The following is a 19,954-nucleotide window of genomic DNA, read 5'->3' as shown; positions in this document are numbered from 1 at the left end:
ACTACGGCGGAGGCTCTGCCATGTCCATCAGTGTTCGTTCGAAGCTGTCGACGGCGACGTATCCCGTCAGTCTGAAGAAGCTCGCCGGGTGGTACGGCGTCACCGGCCTCCGCGCGATCCTCGACCACGTGTGGCTCGGCGAGGCGACCAGCGATGCCGCTTCGACCGACAATATCGGTGGCACCTACCGCCGTTTCACCAACGGCGTTCTGTACCGCTACACCCACGACAACGGCAAACGCGTCGTCGGCGCGGTCCCGAAGGGCGGCGTGTACGGGCTGTGGACGAGGTCGCATCGGCAGCGCGGGCCGTTCGGCTATCCCGTCGGGCTGCCCGAGTTCAGCGAGAACAAGACGGTATGCCAATTCGAGGGCGGCACAATTACTTCGAGGGCGGAGAAACCTCGCCAGGTCATGTTCTACAACACCGCGCTGATCGGGGTGGACGTCCTCGGCGTCACGCAGGACCGGTTCACGGGGAAGATGTGGGGCGTCTCGATCGTCGACGAGAAGGTCTACGGGGGTCGCGGCCGCGCCAAGCAGCTGAAGGTGCTGATCGACAGGGTGTCCGAATCGACCGCCGATGTGGTGGTGCTCGCCGAGATGATGGGCAACAGCGACCGCGCGCAGCTCATCAGGGCGGTCAGGGCGAAGTTCCCGCACAACGTGGAAGGCCCCGACGAGAAGGACCCCGAAGAGGACAGTGGGCTGCTCATCCTCAGCCGCCACCCCCTCTCACCCCCGCTCGCCGACGCACGGCACAAGGGTGATGTGTGGGGCACCGTCTACCGGTCGTGCTGCGGCGTCGACTGCTGGGCCAACAAGGGCGCGTCGATGGTGCGTGTCTCGCCGAGCGACGGACCGGCGTTCTACGTGGTCGGCACCCACGTGCAGAACGGCAACTTCGACTGCGCCTGGCCGACCAACGCCGGCGTCGGCACCGGCGCGGCCGAGAAACGCGAGGCCCAGCTGCGCCACCTCGACTCCTGGATCATGGGAGTGCGCGACCTCGACCTGCCGGTCGTCATCGTCGGCGACTTCAATATCGACGCCAATGCGGCGACGGGCCGAGAGATCCTGTCGAAGAACCTGCCCGACGCCGACGACCTGTGGCTCGAACACAAGCGATGGCTGCCCGCGACCGCGGACCACACCGACCCGATCACCAGCCCCCACGACAGCGACAGCAATTACGAACCAGGCCGCCCCCGCCGCACCGGAGTATCGACGCGAAAGGGAACGCGGATCGATCTGGCGTTGCTCGACCAGGGTGAACGCATCACCGCCCACGTCACCGGGATGGCGGTGGAGCCCTACGAGCTCGAGCGCGGCATCGACCTGTCGGACCACTTCGCGATCACCGCCGACCTCGGCATGTCGACGGTGACCCACAAGCTGACCAGGAAGGTTCGCACCACCACCGCCCGGTTGAAGTACCTGCACGCACTGGAACTGTCCGACGGCCTGTTCACCGGCGGCGTGCTGCAGCACTGGTCGAAGAAGGACCCGGACGAAATCGACGTCGCCGGGCGGATCTACAAGGGCAAGCCGGGTACCGCAGGCCGCCCGAGCGCCCGCGTCGGGGACACCGAGATCACCTTCTCGATGGGTGAGCGCCACAAGTTCGCTTCCGACAAGACGCTGGTCTTCGACGGCACCGACGACGTCCACCTGGAAATCACCGTCGAAGAAGTCGACACCGCGGGCCCTATCACCACGGACCGCACCGCGATAGGCCGAGACCGCGACGTAGTTGCCCCCAAGTCCTCCCAACTCCTCCACGCCGCCGGCGGCCGCCGCTACGCCCCCCACGTGATGTACGGAAACGGCGCCGAATACGTAGCCATCATGGAGGTCGACGTCGCCCTTGACCCCTTCCCCCACCGCCGCGAGCGCCCTACCCCCTAATCCGCGTAGCCGTTGACGACCTTTTGCAGGACGGCCAACTTCGCCGGAGCCGGGTTGCCCGGGTGCCAGGCGATGCCGAATGTGCATTCGGTGAGGTCTTCGACGTCGAGGTAGTGCAGGTCGGGTCTGGGGTAGAGATCGGCCGCGGACGCCGGTACGAAGGCGACCGATCCGCCGAGGGACACGGTGGACAGCAGTGACTCGAAGCTCGAGCCCGGGTGCGCGGCGTAGCGGACCGGGGAGCCGTCAGGCCGCGGATTCACCGACCAGAAGTCGTGGCCTGCCCGGAATGTCGGTGATACCAGGCTGATCACCCGATGGTCGGCGAGATCGGTCAGGCGTAGCGACGAGCGCTCGGTCAGCGGATCGGAGCTCGCGATGCACGCCAGGCGTGGTTCGACAGCGAGTGGTTCGCAGTGCAGATCGTCCGGCACCGGAAAATGGGCGAAGGCCGCGTCGATCTCGCCTGACTGCAAGGCAAGGAGCTGATCGCTGAATCGATCCAGCACTCGAATGTCCGGACCGAGATCGGGGTGGAGTTCGGTCAGCGCGGCGATGACGTTGCGGGTGGAATCCAGCGCGGCGAAACTCTCGCACACACCTAGCCGAAGCCGTTCGGACCCGGATGCCATACGGCGTGCGATGTTGCGTAACTCGTCGGCTGCGTCGACCACGTTCCGGGCGGCAGGCAGCACCGCGTGCCCCGCGGCGGTCAGTTCGACCCGGCGGCTGGATCGGTGGAACAGCGCGACACCGAGGCGTTCCTCGAGCGAGCGGATCTGCTGACTGAGGGCAGGCTGGGTCAGATACAGCCGACGTGCGGCTCGACCGAAGTGAAGTTCTTCGGCAAGGGCCAGCAGGAGTCGCAGCTGATGAGCGGTCGGATCGTCGATGTTGGTCGGGCGAATCCCGGATTGATCAATAATCGACACATTATCAAATTACACCAATTCTAATTGTTGCGCCATTGCTCATTGATACGCCCAAATGACAGGCTGTTGATACAGAAGGCCTGGCATCGCGAGGCGGCCGATCGCCACCGGACCGATCACACGCTGCGCCGGAGGCGATTTCAGTCAGCCAACGGGACAGGGGATCAGCAGGATCTCGCGGCGTGAGCGGGGTGGATTTCTAGATCGAGGAACAGATTTGCCATGCCTGCGAACACCTGCAGAATATCCACAATTGGCGAAGATTTGTCCATTCAGTTCATGATTTCAGAGTTCCCGACGAAGTCGCCGAATCGAAGCAATGTGGGGACCAATTCCCGCTCGGACAGAGAAGAGAATCATGCGGTTGAGTCTTGCTTCACTTGTATTGTGCGTCTTCGGAATCACCACCGGCGAGTTCGTCATCGCGGGGATCCTGCCCGATGTCGCCACCGATCTGGATGTGTCCATCCCGGCCGCGGGGCTCCTGGTCACGGCGTACGCCATCGGAATGATCGTCGGTGGGCCGACGCTGACCGCCCTCACCACGCGGTTTCCCCGCAAGCCTTTGATGGTGACGTTGCTGGCGATCGCCGTCCTCGGCAATATCGCATCAGCGCTCGCACCGGCGTACGAGGCGCTGTTCGCGGCCCGGGTCGTCACCGCGCTGGTGACATCGACGTTCTTCGCCAACGCGATCGTCACCGCGGTGTCGACAGCACCGGAAGGCAAGCAGGCCTCGACGGTGTCGAAGCTGGTCTTCGGAATGAACGTGGCGATGATTCTGGGCGCGCCATTGGGCACCTTCATCGGTTCCCAGTATGGATGGCGTGCCACCTTCGCGGCGGTCGCCGCGGTCTGCGTGCTCGGGTTGCTGCTGGTGATCCGGCTGGTCCCCGCGGTGGCGAACGCAGGCGGCTCGGCGGTGGCCGAGATGGGTGTATTCCGCAGTCGTGATGTGCAATTGGCGATCTCGATCACCGCGATCGCCAATGCCGGAGTGCTGATGGTGTTCACCTACTTCTCGCCGCTGCTGACCGATGTCAGCGGCTTCACCAGTGGCTCGGTCGCCGGCTGGCTGCTGATCTACGGTGTCGGCGCCACCGTGGGCAATCTCATCGGCGGGCGCCTGTCGGACCGTGCCCTGATGCCTTCGCAGATCGGGTTGCTGACCCTGCTTGCCGGAGCGCTCGCACTCATGTGGCTGGTCAGCACCAACCCAGTGCTCATCGCGGTGATGGTGTTCGTCCTCGGGGCACTGGGCTTCTCGGTGATTCCCGGGATGCAGGCACGGGTGCTGAGCACCGCGGCGGCTGCGCCGACACTGGCCATGGCGGTGAACGCGTCGGCTTACCAGCTCGCGGCCGCCTTCGCGGGCTGGCTGGGCGGGCGGGTCATCGACAGCAGCGGCTTGCGATCGGTGTATCTGGTCGCAGCGGCCGTCACCATCGCCGGAATCGCCCTGAGTGGCGTGGCCTGGTACCGCGATCGCCTCGCAACCGATGTCGACGACTCGAAAGTGGCTGTGGCATGAGCGAATCGAGAATCCAAACGCGGAACCGCGTTGCCTCGAGACGCGATCCCCCCAGCGCTTTCAGGCCCCGGCCGCGTAGCCCTCGTTGCCCATCGCCTGGGCCGCGAGGCTCTTGCGGTACTGCTCCAGCGCCACCAGGTCGCCGAACAGGGTCATGTAGGTGTCGGGCTCCTCGCTGGCGGACAGTCGCTGCAGCTTCGATTTGAGCTCGGCGATCTGGCGGCCTACCCAGGCTTCCTGTGTGCGGGCGAGGATACCGGTGATGAAGCGTGGGGTGTCGTTCTGGGTGCGGACCGGGAGCTGCTCGTTGGCCAGTTCGGAGACCAGGGCGCGGATCATCAGGTCATCGGTGTGGTCGGATACGGCGGCGACCCATTCCGCGCCACTGAGCCCGGCCGCCGTGCCGCCCGCTCGGGCGATCATGAGGCGCAGGGCGATGTAGGCGGGGTGGGTGAAGGCGGCGGCGTCGATCGCGTCGAAGGCCACGCCGGCTATTCCTGGGTATTGCAGTGCGGCACTGAGGCTTTGACGTTGGGCGAACAGCACCGGATCGTTCGGGGCAGGCCGCACCGAGGAGCTCTCCTCGACGCGGGGAGCGGGAATCGCCGCGGCGCCGGACTTCAGCGCAGGCGTGGCATTGGCGCCCATCCGGTTCTTCTTCGCCTCTTCCCCGACCCGGCGCACGACCAGCTGGATGTCGTCCCAGCCGACCCAACCGGCCAGCTTGGTCGCGTACCCCTTACGGGTGGCGTTGTCCTTGATCTGGGCCACCACGGGCACCGTACGGCGCAACGCCTCGACACGGCCCTCGACATCGTCGAGATTGTGTTCGGCCAGCAGACCGCGAATCACGAACTCGTACAGCGGGGTTCGCCGGGCCACCAGGTCGCGCACGGCACTGTCGCCGGAGTGCTGACGCAACTCGCACGGATCCTGCCCGTCTGGCGCGACAGCGATGTAGGTCTGTCCGGCCAGCCGCTGATCACCGCTGAACGCCTTCAACGCCGCGGCCTGGCCTGCCGCGTCACCGTCGAAGGTGTAGATGATCTCGCCGCGCCAGAAGTTGTCGTCCATCAGCAGCCTGCGCAACACCTGCAGGTGCTCTTCACCGAAAGCGGTGCCACAGGACGCGACCGCGGTTTTCACTCCGGCCAGGTGCATGGCCATGACGTCGGTGTAGCCCTCGACGACCACCGCCTGATGACCCTTGGAGATGTCGCGTTTGGCATGGTCGAGACCGAACAGCACCTGAGACTTCTTGTACAGCAACGTTTCCGGCGTGTTCACGTACTTGCCGGGCATGGTGTCGTCGTCGAACAGCTTGCGCGCGCCGAACCCGATCACCTCGCCGCCGAGATTGCGGATCGGCCACAGCAGGCGCCGATGGAACCGGTCGATCGGACCGCGCTTGCCCTGCTTGGACAACCCCGCCGCTTCCAGCTCCTTGAACTCGAAACCCAAGCGCTGCAAGTGCTTCGTCAGCCCGTCCCAGCCCGCGGGCGCGTACCCGCAACCGAACTGCTGCCAGGACGCCTTGTCGAAATTGCGGTCCGTCAAATACTTGCGGGCGGCCTCGGCCTCGGGTTCGTGCAGCAGGGCCATGTAGTACTCGTGCGCGGCGGCATTCGCGGCGACCAGGCGGGAGCGCGTGCCGCGATCGCGCTGCACCGAGGTGCCGCCACCCTCGTAGTTGATCTGGTAGCCGATCCGATCGGCCATCTGCTCGACTGCCTCGACGAAACCGATGTGTTCCATCTGCTGCAGGAACTTGTAGACGTCGCCGCCCTCACCACAGCCGAAGCAGTGGAACAGTCCATGGTTGGGTCGCACATGGAACGACGGCGACTTCTCGTCGTGGAACGGGCACAGACCTTTGATCGAGTCGGCGCCCGCGCGCTTGAGCGCCACGTACTCACCGACTACATCTTCGATCCGGACACGTTCACGGATCGCCGCGATATCGCGATCTGGGATTCGTCCGGCCACGGTGAGCGAGTCTAGTCGGGTCTGGTCAGCGGCAGTCCAGCGAGGCGGCGACGCGTTCGAAGCGGCTCTCGGTGTAGGAGGCGATCTGGTCGATCACCACGCGCACGCGGGCGGCCTCGGTGGTCGCGGCGTTGAACCAGGGCAGCATCTGGTCGTCGAGGTGGGCAGGCGCGGTGGTGAGCAGGCGGTCGGCGACGGCCTGTACGCGATCGCGCTGGGTCTGCTGGCGGGCGAGGTGGCCGGGGTCGGAGCGCACGTAGCGCAGCGCCATGGTCTTGAGGACGGCGACCTCGGCGGCCACGATCGGTGGCACGATCAGGTCGGCCTCGTAGCGGCTGAGCCGGCCTTCGCCGTAGCGCTCGTGGGTGGCCGAGATCGCGGCGGTGGCGAAGCGGCCGACCAGTTCGCTGGTAAGTCGTTTCAGGGCCACCGAGGCGCCGAAGCTGCCGTCGTAGGTCGCGGCCTCGGCCACGATGTCGAGTTCGGAGAGCCGCTGCGCGGCGGCGGCGAGTGCTTCGATCGACTGGTCGGGGTGCTGGCCGTGACCTTGTTCGGCGAGGGCGGCCTGCTCGGCGGGATCGGCGAGGGCGCGCAGGTCGATCCGGCCGACGATCACGCCGTCCTCCACGTCGTGCACCGAGTAGGCGACGTCGTCGGACCAGTCCATGATCTGGCATTCCAGGCTCTGTTTGCGGTCGGGCGCGTCTTTGCGCACCCAGGCCAGTCGCTCGAGGTCGTCGTCGTAGGCGCCGAACTTGGTCCCGGAACCGCTTCTGCCCCACGGGTATTTGAGGGTCGCGTCCAGGGCTGCCCGAGTCAGGTTGAGCCCGAAGCTTTCTCCGTCGGCGTCGAGGATCTTGGGTTCGAGGCGGGTCAGGATGCGCAGGTTCTGGGCGTTGCCTTCGAAACCGCCGTATTCGTCGGCGAATTCGTCGAGTGCGCGTTCGCCGTTGTGTCCGTAGGGCGGGTGGCCGATGTCGTGGGCCAGGCCCGCGAGGTCGACGAGGTCGGGGTCGGCACCGACACCGTCGGCGATGCTGCGCCCGATCTGGGCCACTTCGAGGGAGTGGGTCAGGCGGGTGCGCGGGGTATCGCCCTCGCGCGGGCCCATGACCTGGGTCTTGTCGGCCAGGCGACGCAGCGCGGCGGAGTGCAGCACACGGGCACGATCGCGGGAGAACTCACTGCGATGGCCCTTGCCCGCGGCACCGGGCCACGCGGTCTTGCCCGGCTCGTGGACCATGCGTTCCTGGTCGTGCGGGGTATAGGTCCCTGTCATCTCACTGTCCCGCCTCGTAAGGGAAGTCTGCCGAGAAATGAGTGAGCTGATACCAGAGCAGCGCGCCGGTTTCGCGGGCGATGCCGTGGAATTGCGACTCCCTCGTGTAGACGGCCGGTCCGGTGCGGGTGGGTGCGGTCCACGCTTCCAAGCCCGCGTCGCGAGCCATCGTCCTGGTTCGCAGTGAATGCCACGGATCGCTCACGAGTACGGCCGATGACATGTCGCGCTCCCCCATCGCCGACGCCACCGCCTCGATGCTGCGTAACGTGTCGGAACCCGTTTCCACGGCGAGGATGCTCTCGCTGGGCACACCCTTGTCTTCCAAATACGCTTTGCCCGACGCGGCTTCGGTATACAGGTCGCCCTCCTGCTTGCCGCCGACGGTGATCACCGTGGGCGCCACACCGGCTTCGTAGAGCCGCCACGCCTGATACAACCGCGCCTCGAAGACCGACGACGGCGTGCCCGAATACTGCGCCGCGCCGAGGACCACGATCGCGTTCGCCGGGGTGTAGTCGTCGATCCGCGCGACCTGCCAGACCCGGAACGCCGTCCCGGCGACCAGCACCAATGCCATCAGCACCGCCCCGGCGATCAACCGGACGAACCACACCGAGACCGTCGACACCAGCCCGCGCGGATGCCTGACATCCTGGGCGGGCGCTGAGGTTCGCGAGTATCCCGATTTCACCTTCGTCAGTCTGCCAGGTCGGTCCGACGCGTCGTGTGGTCAGCGGTCACCACCGGATTCCGTTCCGGTGAACGACCGATCGCCGCCGGCGAGATCGTCGCGGCGACGTCGATGAACGAGCGGATCAACGGGCTGTGCTCGGCGCTGTTCCAGGCCAGGACGAGACTGCTCGGCGGCTTGTCGACGAGCGGGACCACCACCAGACCGTCCGGGACCGGATGACCGAGCGGCGTGAGCCCGACGGTGCCGTTCCACAGAACGGTTTGCTGACATTCGTGGACGGTGCGCACCACCGGCCCGGTGTCCGGATCGGTCGGGTGCGACCAGTAGCTCCGCCAGATCGGGTCGGTGTCGGGAGGCAGCTGGAACCAGAGCCGATCGGCCAGATCTCGCAGGTGCAGGTTCGCCCGGTCGGCGAGTGGATCATCCACGCGCAGTACGACACCGACGGGGTCTGTACGCAAAACCTGTGTGGTGATGCCTGTTTCGTCGAAGGGCGTGCGGGTGAGGGCGATGTCGACGCGCCCGGCGCGCAATCCCGCTGTCGGGTCGGCGAAGTCGCCTTCTCTGATGTGCACTTGCACGCCGGGATGCGCGGCTCGGTAGGCCGCGGCCAGTCGGGTGCCTGCCTGTTCGGCGAAGGTGCCGATGGTGAGGGCGGACGCCCCGGCGGCGACCGCGACCCTGGTGCGCACCCGATCCGCCTGGGCCAGCAGGTCGCGTGCCTCGTCATAGAGCGCGGACCCGGCGGGCGTGAGAATCACGCCGGTCGATGAGCGGCGCAGCAGTTCGTAGCCGAGGTCGGCTTCGAGCTGTTTGATCGCCCGGCTCAGCGGGGGCTGAGTCATGTACAGGCGGGCGGCGGCGCGACCGAAGTGGAGTTCCTCGGCCACCGTCGTGAAGTATCGCAGGAGGCGGAGGTCCATGAGCTGCGACGATACCCGCTCGGTATCGGGTTCGCCGGATCGGTCTTGGACGCGGCCGGTCTCGCGATGGTCAGGTGGAAGCCATGAGCGTCATAGTCCTGATCGGGCGAATCCTGTTCTCCGCGTTGTTCATCGGCGCGGCCATCGGCCATCTGAGTGCGGCGAAGGACACCGCGCGCTATGCCGCGAGCCGTGGGGTGCCGTCGGCGGTGTTCGCGGTGTACGGGTCGGGTGCGGTCATGCTTGTCGCTGGAACGAGCGTGCTGCTCGGGGCATGGGGAGACCTCGGCTCGCTTGCCCTGGTCGTGTTCCTGGTGCCGACGGCCTTCCTGATGCACGCCTTCTGGAAGGAAACCGATGCCGAGACCAAGCAACACGAGATGGTCCATTTCAACAAGGACATCGCTCTGGCGGGTGCCGCACTGATCTTCTTCGCGGTCTTCGCCTACACCGCTGAACTGGGCCTTACCCTCACTGGCCCAGCATTCACGCTGCGCTGATTCCGCCGATGGCACTGTCCTGGCCCGCTTGTGCCTGGCCAGAACGTCACCAGCCCCGTGCGCGCCATTCGGGCAGGTTCGCGCGGTCGGCTCCGAGGGTGGTGTCGTCGCCGTGGCCCGGGTAGACGACGGTGTCGTCGGGGTAGCGGTCGAAGAGTTTGGTGGTGACGTCGGTGAGGAGGGTGTCGAAGTCGGCGGGACTGTGAGTTTTCCCTACCCCACCTGGGAAAAGGGAGTCCCCGGTGAAGAGGTGTGTGTGGCCTGCGTTGTCGGTGAGGGCGAGGGCGATCGAGCCGGGGGTGTGGCCGCGCAGGTGGATGACATGCAGGACCAAGTCGCCGATTTCGACCGTGTCGCCGTCCTCCAGCAGGCGGTCGGGGCGGACCGGGATGTGGTCAGCGTCGAGGGTGTGGGCGGCGGTAGGGACGGCGAGGGACTTGGTGACCTCGGTCAGTGCCTGCCAGTGATCGGGGTGGCGGTGGGTGGTGACGAGCTGTTCGACCTGGCCGGGGGTCTCGAGCACGGTCAGTTCGATGATGCGCTCGGCGTCGTTGGCGGCGTCGATCAGCACGGCGGCGCCGGTGCCGGTGCTCTGGATCAGGTAGGTGTTGTTGTCCATCGGACCGACGGACATCTTCACGATGCGGGCGCCGGGGACGTCGCGCTGCTGGGCGTCCTCGCCCGCGGTGACGTGACCTGTGTACTGGCGAGCGACTGTGACCATGCGTCCGATCGTAGAAGCCACGCGCCGCGATGTCGTGCTCGTGTCGGTCTCGACGGTTAGATTCGACACATGCCGCTGTCGAGTTCGGCCCCACGATCGGTTTCGGTGCTCTGCGCGGTGTTCGCCGTGCTGAGTCTGCTGTGCGCGCCCAGTGCTGTCGCCGAGCCGCCCGCCCGGATGGGTCCGCAGGTGGTCGACACCGCGAATGTGCTCAGCGCGGGCGACGAAGGGCGTGTGCTCGACGCGGTCGACACCCTCTACCGCGATCACCAGGTGAAGCTGTGGGTGATCTATGTACGCACGTTCGGGTCGATGGCGGCGCGGGACTGGGCCGCCCGCACCGTCGAACTCTCCGGTTTCAGCGATCGCGACCTGCTGCTGGCGGTTGCCGTGGACGATCGCGGCTACTGGCTCGACGGCACCCTTCCCGCTGGTGTGACCGACGCCGAACTGGACTCGCTGCTCGCCGGTTCGGTGGAACCCGCTCTACGAGACCAGAAGTGGGCCCAAGCCGCCGTCGACACCGCCGAAGGCATCGGTTCCGCCATGAAGGGCGGCGGCGTGCCGTGGGGTGTGCTGATCCTCATCGCGCTGGCCGTGGTCGTAGTGGCGGGCGGTCTGATGTTGTTCTCGCGCAAGCGCCGTGGCAAGAGGGAGCGAGCCGAACTGACCAACGCGCGTGAGCTCGACCCGACCGACTCGGCGGCCCTGGCGAAACTGTCGCTGCCGACCTTGCACGCGCTCTCCCGCGAGCGGTTGGTCGAGATCGACGATGCCGTGCGCACCAGCGGCGAGGAATTGACCTTGGCCACCAGCGAATTCGGCGAGACGGCGGTAACCCCCTTCCGCTCCGCACTCGATGCCGCCCGCGCCGCCACCGCGAAGGCGTTCACAATTCGTCAGCAACTCGATGACGCCGTCCCGGAGACACCTGATCAGCAGCGCGCCATGCTCGTCGAGCTGATCGCGACCGCGGGCAAGGCCGATCGCGAACTCGACGCGCAGGTCACCGATTTCGACGCCATGCGCGATCTGCTCATCGACGCGCCCGCCCGGCTGGACGCGCTCACCCGCGACATCATCGAGCTGACCGCGCGCATGCCGGGCTCCGAGGCCGAACTCGCCCGGCTCGATTCGACCTACCCGCCCTCGGTCATCGCGCCGATCCACGACAACGTGCGGATGGCGCAGGAACGAATCACCTTCGCCGAGAACAATATCGACAACGCCCGCACCGCACTCGCGCAGCCCGTTGGGCAGCAGGGTGGCGCGGTCGCGGCGATCCGCGCGGCCGAGGGCGCGATCGGGCAGGCCAAGACCCTCCTCGATGCCGTCGACCAGGCGGCGACGAATATCCAGCAGGCGCGCGATGGTCTGCCTGCCGCTCTCGACGAACTGCGCGCCGACCTGAGCTCGGCCAAGAGCCTCACCGAATTCGGCGGCGCCGACCTGGCCGCCGCGGTCTCTTCCGCCACTGCGGCCCTGAACACCCCGAACGCCGACAACGACCCCCTCGGCACCTTCCACGACGCGGTCACCGCGGACGCCGAGCTGGACCGGGCGATCGCGGCGGCCTCGGATCGCAAACTGGCCGTGGAGGATCTACGACGCAGACTCGACCGCACCCTCACCGACGCGGCCGCGCGGATCGACGCGGCGTCCTCGTTCATCACCACCCGGCGCGGCGGCATCGATGCCGAGGCGCGCACCCGGCTCTCCGAAGCGCAACGTCATCTCGACGAGGCGCGAGGGCTCGCGGCCGGTGACCCCGAACGCGCAATCATCAGCGCGCAAACCGCAGCCGACCTCGGCGGTCGGGCCATGCAGCAGGCACAGGCCAGCGTGCAGGCATGGGAAACCCGCCAGCCGATGTCGGGCGGCGGCTCCCAGACCGGCGCGGTGCTGGGCGGAATCCTGCTGAACGAGCTCCTGCGCGGCGCGATGAGCGGCGGTTCACGGCGCGGCGGTTTCGGCGGAGGTGGTTTCGGCGGAGGTGGTTTCGGCGGAGGTGGTTTCGGCGGAGGTGGTTTCGGCGGCGGAGGCGGCGGCTATCGGCCGGGCTCATTCGGCGGCTCGTCGGGATCGCGGCGAGTCAGCCGGGGCGGCAGATTCTGAGACATTGTGGCCCGCGGGTGACCAGGACGATTCCGCGGCAACTGCGGACATCAGGTCGGTGGCGACCGCCCCGGTCGAACTCAGGCGGTCGCGGCTTCCCGGTCGGCGGGTGACCAGGACAACTCTGCGGCCACAGCATCGAGCAGGTCGGTGGCGAGCGCTCCCCCGCCCAACCGGCCGATGGTCAACCTGCCGAGATAGGTGTACACGAGGAAAGTGACCGCCGCGGATGCCCCGGTCGACGGTCGGGGGTGTGCGGAGAGGTAGACGATCTCGTAGTCGTCGAGGAACAGCCCGGCGGGGGCGCGGAACGTGGGCACCGTTCCGGTATTGGTGAGGGCGATGTGCCCTGCGGTGGAGTGGATTCGGTTGGGTCCGAACAAGTCCGGGAAGTGCAGGACCGACTGTTCGATCACGCCGTCGGCCAGGTCGTTGTGCAGGCTGGTGCCGATCCGGCGAGCGAGGACGATGAGGTCCGCGGTGTCGGAGGCATTCGCGCGGAACGCGGCAAGGCCGGACAGGTTGGTGCCCGCTTCGGCGTCGACCGGCGGGTCGAGGCGCCTGCGCAGGTCGACCGGATACAGGCACGAGACGCTGTCCGCGCCGGAGAGATCGGCATAGGCCCGTAGCACCGCGGCGGTGACCAACCCGTTGACGCTCACCGCGTGCGCGCGAGCCAGGTCGAGCACCCGCGCGGTCGCGACTGTGTCGAGCTGAATCCGCGCCGGCCGAGCCAAGGAGGCCGGAGCCGCTTCCGACCGCTCGACAGCGCTCATCGGGTCAGCGGCGACGAGCGGACGCGTCACCGGCTCGAGCCCCGACCGCCGCCCACGCCGGATCCCCCGGTGCGCCAGTAACACCTCGAGCGACGCCGGAAGCTCCCGCGCCACCCCCTCCGGCTCGGCGATGGTCGAGATGTCCGTCGGGGCCGCGTCGGCCGCGATCTTCCCGGTCTCCACATAGTCGGTGTAGTAGCCCCACAGCCGCGCGAACAGTTCGACGCAATGCCCCGCATCGGCCACGCTGTGGTGCACGAACAACGTGACCCGAGCCCGATCCTCTTCGGCGAGAACCACATCCAGATACGCCAGCTGAGCGCCGGGATCCATGGACTCGGCTGGAATCCGGACCTCGTCGGGCTCACCGAAACTCACCCACGCACCGACGGCCTCGATATGCCCGGGGCGCAACAGGATTCCGTTCTCGTCGGCATCCTCGACGATCCGGCACACCAGAATCGGGAATCTCCGCTGCAGCGCCGCGAAGGCCGCGCCGAGCCCCGCCGCGTCCAGTTCCCCGAGCACCGTGACCGACCGCCCGGTGAACGTCGCGTGCCGCACGAATCGTTGTTCCGACGGGTCGAGCACCCGCACCACGTCTTCCGGTTCCCACAGCACAACGAAGATCGTGAGGCAAGCGCCCACCCAACGCAAACCGTCAGCTACGCGGTGTGATCAACCGCCCACCCCGCGGACGCGAAAGAGCCCGCACCGACTCGGTCGATGCGGGCTCTTCGACCTGCTGAATCAGGCGCCGATCAGCCGTGCTGCCAGGTAGGACTCGACCTTGTCCAGGGCGATGCGCTCCTGGGCCATCGAGTCGCGCTCGCGGATCGTCACTGCCTGGTCGTCGATGGTGTCGAAGTCGACCGTGATGCAGAACGGCGTACCGATCTCGTCCTGACGACGGTAGCGGCGGCCGATGGCACCCGCGTCGTCGAAGTCGACGTTCCAGTTGCGGCGCAGCTGGGCGGCGAGGTCCTTGGCCTTGGGGGTCAGGTCGGCGTTGCGCGAGAGCGGCAGCACCGCGGCCTTGACCGGCGCGAGGCGCGGATCCAGACGCAGGCTGATCCGCTCTTCGGTCGTGCCCTTCGCGGTCGGCACCTGATCGACGGTGTAGGCGTCGACCAGGAACGCCATCAGCGAACGAGTCAGACCGGCCGCCGGCTCGATGACGTAGGGCGTGTAGCGCTCACCGGTGGCCTGGTCGCGGTAGCTCAGGTCGACGTTGGAGTGCTCCGAATGCGTCTTGAGGTCGTAATCGGTGCGGTTGGCGATGCCCTCGAGCTCACCCCACTCGCCGCCCTGGAAGCGGAAGCGGTACTCGATGTCGGTGGTGCCCGCCGAGTAGTGCGACAGCTTTTCCTTCGGGTGCTCGAACAGGCGCAGGTTCTCCGGGTCGATGCCGAGGTCGGTGTACCAGGCCAGCCGGGTCTCGATCCAGTACTTGTGCCACTCGACGTCGTCGCCGGGCTTGACGAAGAACTCCATCTCCATCTGCTCGAACTCGCGCGTGCGGAAGATGAAGTTGCCCGGCGTGATCTCGTTGCGGAAGCTCTTGCCGATCTGGGCGATGCCGAACGGCGGCTTCTTGCGCGCGGTCTCCTGGACGTTCTTGAAGTTGACGAAGATGCCCTGCGCGGTCTCGGGGCGCAGGTAGTGCATGCCCTCTTCGTCGTCGACCGGGCCGAGGAAGGTCTTGAGCAGACCGGAGAAGTTGCGCGGCTCGGTCCACTTGCCGGGCTGGCCGGTGTCGGGATCGTTGATGTCGGCCAGGCCGTTGGCGGGCGGGTGGCCGTGCTTGGCCTCGTAGGCCTCGATGAGATGGTCGGCGCGGTAACGCTTGTGCGTGTGCAGCGACTCGACCAGCGGATCGGAGAAGGTGGCCACGTGGCCCGAGGCCTCCCAGACCGGGCGCGGCAGGATCACCGAGGAGTCCAGGCCGACGACATCGTCGCGGCTGGTGACCATGGTCCGCCACCACTGCCGCTTGATGTTGTCCTTCAGTTCGACGCCGAGCGGACCGTAGTCCCACGCCGACTTGGTGCCTCCGTAGATCTCACCGCACGGGTAGACCAGACCCCGGCGCTTGGCGAGGTTGGCAACGGTGTCCACCTTCGACTTGGGTGCCACGCGAGATTTCTCCATCCACTGCGAGTCGGAATGTCCGCTACGTCGGCTCTATTGCACTACGACGTAGCGTTCGTATTGCAATAGAGCGTATCGGCACCCGTCCAGTGAGTTAGCAGCACCCGAGGTGTCCAGCGCGGCGCGTCATTTGACATGCGCAACCGTGCATATCAAAATGGAATCTGTTTCCATTAAGGAGTTGGTTCATGACGACCGAGGCTGCGCCCGCGCACCCGCACAACCCGTACCACTCCCCTGCCCCCGCCGCCGTGCCGTCGCGCACGGTGCTCGAGGACGCGGGCGAGCTGCTGCGGGCACTGGCCGCGCCGGTACGCATCGCCATCGTGCTGCAGTTGCGTGAGTCCCCGCGCTGCGTGCACGAGCTGGTCGACGCGCTCGGCGTCACCCAGCCGCTGGTCAGCCAGCATCTGCGCATTCTCAAATCGGCGGGCGTCGTGCACGGCGAACGCTCGGGCCGCGAGGTGCTCTACGAACTCGTCGACGACCATCTGGCGCACATCGTCGTCGATGCCGTCGCCCATGCCGAGGAAGGATAATCCGTTGGCAGACAACACCTCCGCGAAGCAGGTCGGAGTTCGCAGTACCCGTCAGCGCAGTGCCATCTCGGCCCTGCTCAGCAATATCGACGAGTTCCGTTCGGCGCAGGAACTGCACGACGAGCTCCGCAAACGCGGCGAGGGCATCGGCCTGACCACCGTTTACCGCACCCTCCAGTCCCTCGCCGACGCGGGCATGGTCGACGTCCTGCGCACCGACACCGGCGAATCCGTCTACCGCCAGTGCTCGAGCGGCCACCATCACCACTTGGTCTGCCGCCATTGCGGTCGCACCGTCGAGGTCGAGGGCCCGACGGTCGAGGCGTGGGCCGAGACGATCGCGAGCGACCACGGATTCACCGAGGTGAGCCACACGCTCGAGATCTTCGGCACCTGCCGCGACTGCGTGCGCAGCCGGGCCGACGCGGACGAGGACGAACCCGCATCAGTGTGACTCACATCACATAATGGAACCTTCGCTTCGCGTGCCCCGTCCAACCTTCACGAGGGGACCGGTCCACACGGGCGCGTAGTCCTTCGGCATCGAAGGAGGGGGACATCGTGAGTGGGACCCTGGGCGTCGAGCCCGATCAGCTGAAGACCATGGCGACGACCTGGCGCCGGGAGGCAGGCGAAGTCGACGCGCTGAGCTGGGCGACCGCCGGCGAGGCGATCGGCGACGGCAGTGACGTACTCGCCGCCGTACGCGGACTGGCCGACCCGGCTTCACAGGCGATGGACTCGATCGCGACCCGGTACACGACGCTGGCCGACCTGGTCGACAAATTCTCGGCCGATATCCAGGCCAAAGATGCCGAGACCGCGGGCGAAATCGGGAAGCTCGGTACCCGCTGATGCGGCCCACGATCCCGCAACTCGACACCTGGAATCTCGAGGGGCTGCACCGCGCCGCCGACGCCGCCCGTGCCAACGCCGACGTCCTGTCGACCTCGGTCGACGACTGCTCGCGCGCGGTCTCGACCGCGGGTAGCTGGCACGGCCACACCAAGGACGCGGCCTCGCGACGCATCGATGAGGAAGTCGATCACGGGTACGAGGTGCGCACCGTGCTGCTGCGGGTCGCCGACGACGCCGAAGATGCCTATCAGGGCCTGAAACACTCCAAAACCTATGTGCTGGACCAGAAGAACCTCGCGGTCGCGCAAGGTTTCGCGGTTGCCGCCGACGGACGGGTGACGCATGCCGATCCGGAAAAGGAAGGCGCCGCAGGGGTTTTCCAGCTCAATCTGTTGAGCGGGCTGGACGAGATCGAACGCCTCGACAATCTGTTCGGTGCGCGTCTGCGCGAGTCTGTCGGCGACCTCGGCGCGATGCGCGACGGTCAACCCGACATCACCCTCGCCGACGGGTCGGTCCACGATCCGGATGCGGTGGCGATCCAGCTGGCGTCGATGTCGCCGGATGAGCGGGCGACTTTCCTGGCCGGGTTGAGTGCCGAAGCGCAGCGTCAACTGGTGATCGCGGCGCCGGAGAAGCTGGGCAACCTCAATGGGGTGCCGTTCGTGATGCGGATCGAGGCCAATGAGATCAACGTCCGCAATGCGCTCACGTCGGAGAAGGCGAAGCCGAACCGCGACGAATCCCGGGTGAAGCAACTGGAGGCGATGCTGGCGCCGATCCCGAATCCCGAAGGCGCGGGCACTCTCGACACCACCGCGGCCGCGACCGGCGACAAGGCGACAGCGCAACTGGGCATGGTCGACCGCAAGTTCGTCATGTTCAGCACCGAGGGCAACGGCCGAATGATCGAGATGGTCGGTGAGATGAAGTCGGGTGCGCCCGGTGTCGGGGTGTATGTGCCCGGCACCAGTACCAATCTCAACGGTTCGGGGTCCAATCACGTTGCCGCGTGGAATCTCGCCGATCAGACGGGCGGCCCGATCCTGCTGTACATGGAGGGCGACTTCCCGCAGAGTCTGACCAGCCTTTCCGATGGTGCGCCGAGCCCGAAGTTCGCCGCGGACATGGCGCCTCGACTTGTCGACTTCGGCCGCGAGATCGACCGGGAAGTCGCGGCGTCCACACCGGGAACGCCGGTCTCCTACGTGGGGCATTCCTACGGTGGTTCGATTGTCGGCTCGGCCGAGCAGTTGGGTCTGCGGGCCGACCGCGTCCTGCACGCTTCATCGGCGGGCACCGGCGTGTTCGACACCGGGTGGAACAACGCCAACCCGAACGTCCAGCGGTATTCGATGACGGCGCCCGGCGACCTGATCGGTGTGGTGCAGTCGTATCCCGAAGGGGGACTGAATATTCCGGGTGCGGTGTCGCTGCCCGGCAATCCGCATGCGTCCGAGGCGCTTGGCGGCGATCCCGATGAAGTGCCCGGAGTTGTTCGGCTCGACACCGGCTATTACAGCGACGGTTTCCAGGAACACCGCAACGAGGTTGTCTTCGGCACCGACGGGCACGGCAAGTATTGGGACGACCCGAAGTCGACGGCGTTCCAGAATATCGTCGGCGTCATCAAGGGCTCGGAGGCGACAGGATACGTCGAGCGAGGGATCGAAACACGTTATGTCGATATCGGTTTGGGCGACAACGGCGACGGCGGGAGGGAAGCCTTCGACGCCGCGAAAGCAGCCGGTGCCGCACGACTCGCGGCGGCCCTCGGCGACCCGGACCTCGACCCGTACGCGAACCCGCGGATCACCGACAACCCCGGCCTCGGCTCGACGATCGACATCAGATGAAGACCGCGAAGACCGCTCTCGTGGCGCTGACCACCGCGACTCTCGCCGGATGCGGCTCCCTCGTTCACGAAGGTCCGACCGACCAGCAGATCAAAGACCGGACCGGGCTGACCGTCGCCGAGGCGAGCCCGATCGTCGCGCACAACTTCGGACTCATCTGGCCGGAACCGGTGTCGGTCGGCATCAGCGATGTCACCACCGCGGGCACGGGCTGTCGAACCAACCCGAACTCACTGCGTTCCGAAGGCCCGCCGTGGCGGCCACGGTATGTGATGGAAGAGGTCAACCCGTCCCAGGAGTTCATCGACCGAGCGATGACCAATCTCGAAGCGATGACCACGCGCGGGTTCACCCTCGAACCGAGCCAGCGGCCGGACAAAGACCCCGTGAACCGGGTGTACCGCGACTCGCGTGGCTACACCGTCTCGTCGTTTCGGCTCTTGCCGGGAGGCGACCCGACCGACGTGCGGTTCTCGATGACCGCGTCCGCACCCTGCGCGGCGGAGTAAAACGTGAGCTTTCGCGATGCACAACAGCGTGACTACGATCTCGGGAGCGGGGACAGCATGAACGAGCACCGGTTCTGTGGGAGGGACGAAGGTATGGCAGTTCGAGGTAGTGCGGCGAGGGTGGTCGGCGTTGTCGTGGCGGTGGGGCTGGCTGTCGCGGGGTGCGGGGATGGGGAGCAGGGGACGGCTACTCCGCAGACGAGCGGTGTGAGTGTGGCGGCGAGTCCTACTTCGGTGGATGCCGAGGCGAAGGTGTGGGATCCGTGTTCGTTGCCGGATTCGGCTGTCAGCGGGGCTGGGCTGAATGTCGGGAGCCGAAAGAACGAGGTGGCGGGGGTCGACTTCTCAGGCTGGAAGACGTGCAGCTGGCAGGACTCCGCCAAGCAGTACACGTTCTCGGTCCTGTCGTCGGAACACACACTCGCCGAATCCCGGGCGCGAACAGATTTCACCGATTTCACCGAGACGACCGTGGGCTCGCACCAAGCGCTCCAACTTCGGACGACCGGCTCCACGTACGAGCTGGGTTGCACTGTCGCCGTTGAGGTCCCGAACGGTTCGGTGCTGTTCAGACTCCTGAACCGCGTCAGCGCATCCTCGCCGCCTGCGCCGTGCCCGGAGGTGCGCAGGCTCACCGACACCTTCGCTCAATACCTTCCCGAGAGCTAGTG

At 66.8% G+C, this 19,954-nt stretch carries 18 protein-coding genes; 10 read left to right on the top strand and 8 right to left on the bottom strand.

Going from position 1 to position 19,954, the window contains the following annotated elements:
* Window positions 1–20 precede the first annotated feature (20 nt).
* Window positions 21–1,907: an endonuclease/exonuclease/phosphatase family protein gene (locus tag ACFWPK_RS23005; RefSeq protein ID WP_378918902.1), complete on the top strand. Its 1,887-nt coding sequence runs from the start codon at window positions 21–23 to the stop codon at window positions 1,905–1,907.
* Here ACFWPK_RS23005 and ACFWPK_RS23000 read toward each other — a convergent pair.
* Window positions 1,904–2,839, bottom strand: a complete 936-nt coding sequence (locus ACFWPK_RS23000) for a LysR family transcriptional regulator (RefSeq protein WP_378918900.1) — start codon at window positions 2,837–2,839, stop codon at window positions 1,904–1,906. The two genes, ACFWPK_RS23005 and ACFWPK_RS23000, sit on opposite strands and share 4 nt — an antisense overlap.
* Before the next feature lie 358 nt (window positions 2,840–3,197).
* Between ACFWPK_RS23000 and ACFWPK_RS22995 the strand changes: the two genes are divergently transcribed.
* Window positions 3,198–4,370, top strand: coding sequence for an MFS transporter (locus tag ACFWPK_RS22995; protein WP_378918898.1), 1,173 nt, complete (start codon window positions 3,198–3,200; stop codon window positions 4,368–4,370).
* 60 nt (window positions 4,371–4,430) lie between these two features.
* On the opposite strand, the gene dnaG is transcribed toward ACFWPK_RS22995, so the two are convergent.
* The 4 genes from dnaG to ACFWPK_RS22975 form a co-directional block, all read right to left on the bottom strand.
* Entirely contained in the window at window positions 4,431–6,356 is a 1,926-nt protein-coding gene (gene dnaG, locus ACFWPK_RS22990; protein ID WP_378918896.1) for a DNA primase, read from the bottom strand.
* Window positions 6,357–6,381: 25 nt separating this feature from the next.
* Window positions 6,382–7,635, bottom strand: coding sequence for a deoxyguanosinetriphosphate triphosphohydrolase (locus ACFWPK_RS22985; RefSeq protein WP_378918894.1), 1,254 nt, complete (start codon window positions 7,633–7,635; stop codon window positions 6,382–6,384).
* A 1-nt stretch (window position 7,636) separates the two neighbouring features.
* Window positions 7,637–8,215 carry a YdcF family protein gene (locus ACFWPK_RS22980; RefSeq protein WP_378918934.1) on the bottom strand — a complete coding sequence of 193 codons (579 nt, stop codon included), beginning with the start codon at window positions 8,213–8,215 and terminating at the stop codon, window positions 7,637–7,639.
* A 119-nt stretch (window positions 8,216–8,334) separates the two neighbouring features.
* Window positions 8,335–9,255, bottom strand: a complete 921-nt coding sequence (locus tag ACFWPK_RS22975; protein WP_378918892.1) for a LysR family transcriptional regulator — start codon at window positions 9,253–9,255, stop codon at window positions 8,335–8,337.
* An 83-nt stretch (window positions 9,256–9,338) separates the two neighbouring features.
* On the opposite strand from ACFWPK_RS22975, the gene ACFWPK_RS22970 reads away from it, so the two are divergent.
* Window positions 9,339–9,755 (top strand): DoxX family protein, encoded by a 417-nt coding sequence (locus ACFWPK_RS22970; protein WP_378918890.1) that lies wholly within the window; start codon window positions 9,339–9,341, stop codon window positions 9,753–9,755.
* 46 nt (window positions 9,756–9,801) lie between these two features.
* Here ACFWPK_RS22970 and ACFWPK_RS22965 read toward each other — a convergent pair whose 3' ends face one another.
* On the bottom strand, window positions 9,802–10,479 hold the full coding sequence (locus ACFWPK_RS22965; RefSeq protein ID WP_378918888.1) for an MBL fold metallo-hydrolase: 678 nt from the start codon (window positions 10,477–10,479) through the stop codon (window positions 9,802–9,804).
* Between the two features lie 69 nt (window positions 10,480–10,548).
* Here ACFWPK_RS22965 and ACFWPK_RS22960 point away from each other — a divergent pair, with 69 nt between their 5' ends.
* Entirely contained in the window at window positions 10,549–12,594 is a 2,046-nt protein-coding gene (locus ACFWPK_RS22960; protein ID WP_378918886.1) for a TPM domain-containing protein, read from the top strand.
* Between the two features lie 80 nt (window positions 12,595–12,674).
* On the opposite strand, the gene ACFWPK_RS22955 is transcribed toward ACFWPK_RS22960, so the two are convergent.
* Together ACFWPK_RS22955 and ACFWPK_RS22950 are read right to left on the bottom strand one after the other, a co-directional pair.
* The gene (locus ACFWPK_RS22955; protein WP_378918884.1) at window positions 12,675–13,991 is read right to left on the bottom strand and encodes an acyltransferase; all 1,317 of its coding nucleotides are present in this window, start codon (window positions 13,989–13,991) and stop codon (window positions 12,675–12,677) included.
* A gap of 129 nt (window positions 13,992–14,120) precedes the next feature.
* Window positions 14,121–15,521, bottom strand: coding sequence for a glycine--tRNA ligase (locus ACFWPK_RS22950; protein WP_378918882.1), 1,401 nt, complete (start codon window positions 15,519–15,521; stop codon window positions 14,121–14,123).
* A 188-nt stretch (window positions 15,522–15,709) separates the two neighbouring features.
* Between ACFWPK_RS22950 and ACFWPK_RS22945 the strand changes: the two genes are divergently transcribed.
* The 6 genes from ACFWPK_RS22945 (at window position 15,710) to ACFWPK_RS22920 (ending at window position 19,952) form a co-directional block, all read left to right on the top strand.
* On the top strand, window positions 15,710–16,060 hold the full coding sequence (locus ACFWPK_RS22945; protein ID WP_067456316.1) for a helix-turn-helix transcriptional regulator: 351 nt from the start codon (window positions 15,710–15,712) through the stop codon (window positions 16,058–16,060).
* Window positions 16,044–16,514: a Fur family transcriptional regulator gene (locus ACFWPK_RS22940; RefSeq protein ID WP_378918880.1), complete on the top strand. Its 471-nt coding sequence runs from the start codon at window positions 16,044–16,046 to the stop codon at window positions 16,512–16,514. Before ACFWPK_RS22945 ends, ACFWPK_RS22940 begins: the two co-directional genes overlap by 17 nt.
* A 107-nt stretch (window positions 16,515–16,621) precedes the next feature.
* On the top strand, window positions 16,622–16,915 hold the full coding sequence (locus ACFWPK_RS22935) for a type VII secretion target (protein WP_378918878.1): 294 nt from the start codon (window positions 16,622–16,624) through the stop codon (window positions 16,913–16,915).
* Complete coding sequence (locus ACFWPK_RS22930; protein ID WP_378918876.1) at window positions 16,915–18,774, top strand: alpha/beta hydrolase; 1,860 nt, start codon at window positions 16,915–16,917, stop codon at window positions 18,772–18,774. The genes ACFWPK_RS22935 and ACFWPK_RS22930 overlap by 1 nt, the downstream gene beginning before the upstream one ends.
* On the top strand, window positions 18,771–19,283 hold the full coding sequence (locus ACFWPK_RS22925) for a hypothetical protein (protein WP_378918874.1): 513 nt from the start codon (window positions 18,771–18,773) through the stop codon (window positions 19,281–19,283). The genes ACFWPK_RS22930 and ACFWPK_RS22925 overlap by 4 nt, the downstream gene beginning before the upstream one ends.
* A 93-nt stretch (window positions 19,284–19,376) precedes the next feature.
* A complete protein-coding gene (locus ACFWPK_RS22920) occupies window positions 19,377–19,952 on the top strand; it encodes a DUF3558 domain-containing protein (RefSeq protein ID WP_378918873.1) in 576 nt (191 codons plus the stop codon).
* Window positions 19,953–19,954 lie beyond the last annotated feature (2 nt).

This window comes from Nocardia sp. NPDC058519, from assembly GCF_042719755.1.
Lineage (GTDB): Bacteria > Actinomycetota > Actinomycetes > Mycobacteriales > Mycobacteriaceae > Nocardia.
Note: the sequence above shows the minus strand (reverse complement) of the source record. Positions and strands in the feature narration are given on the sequence as shown.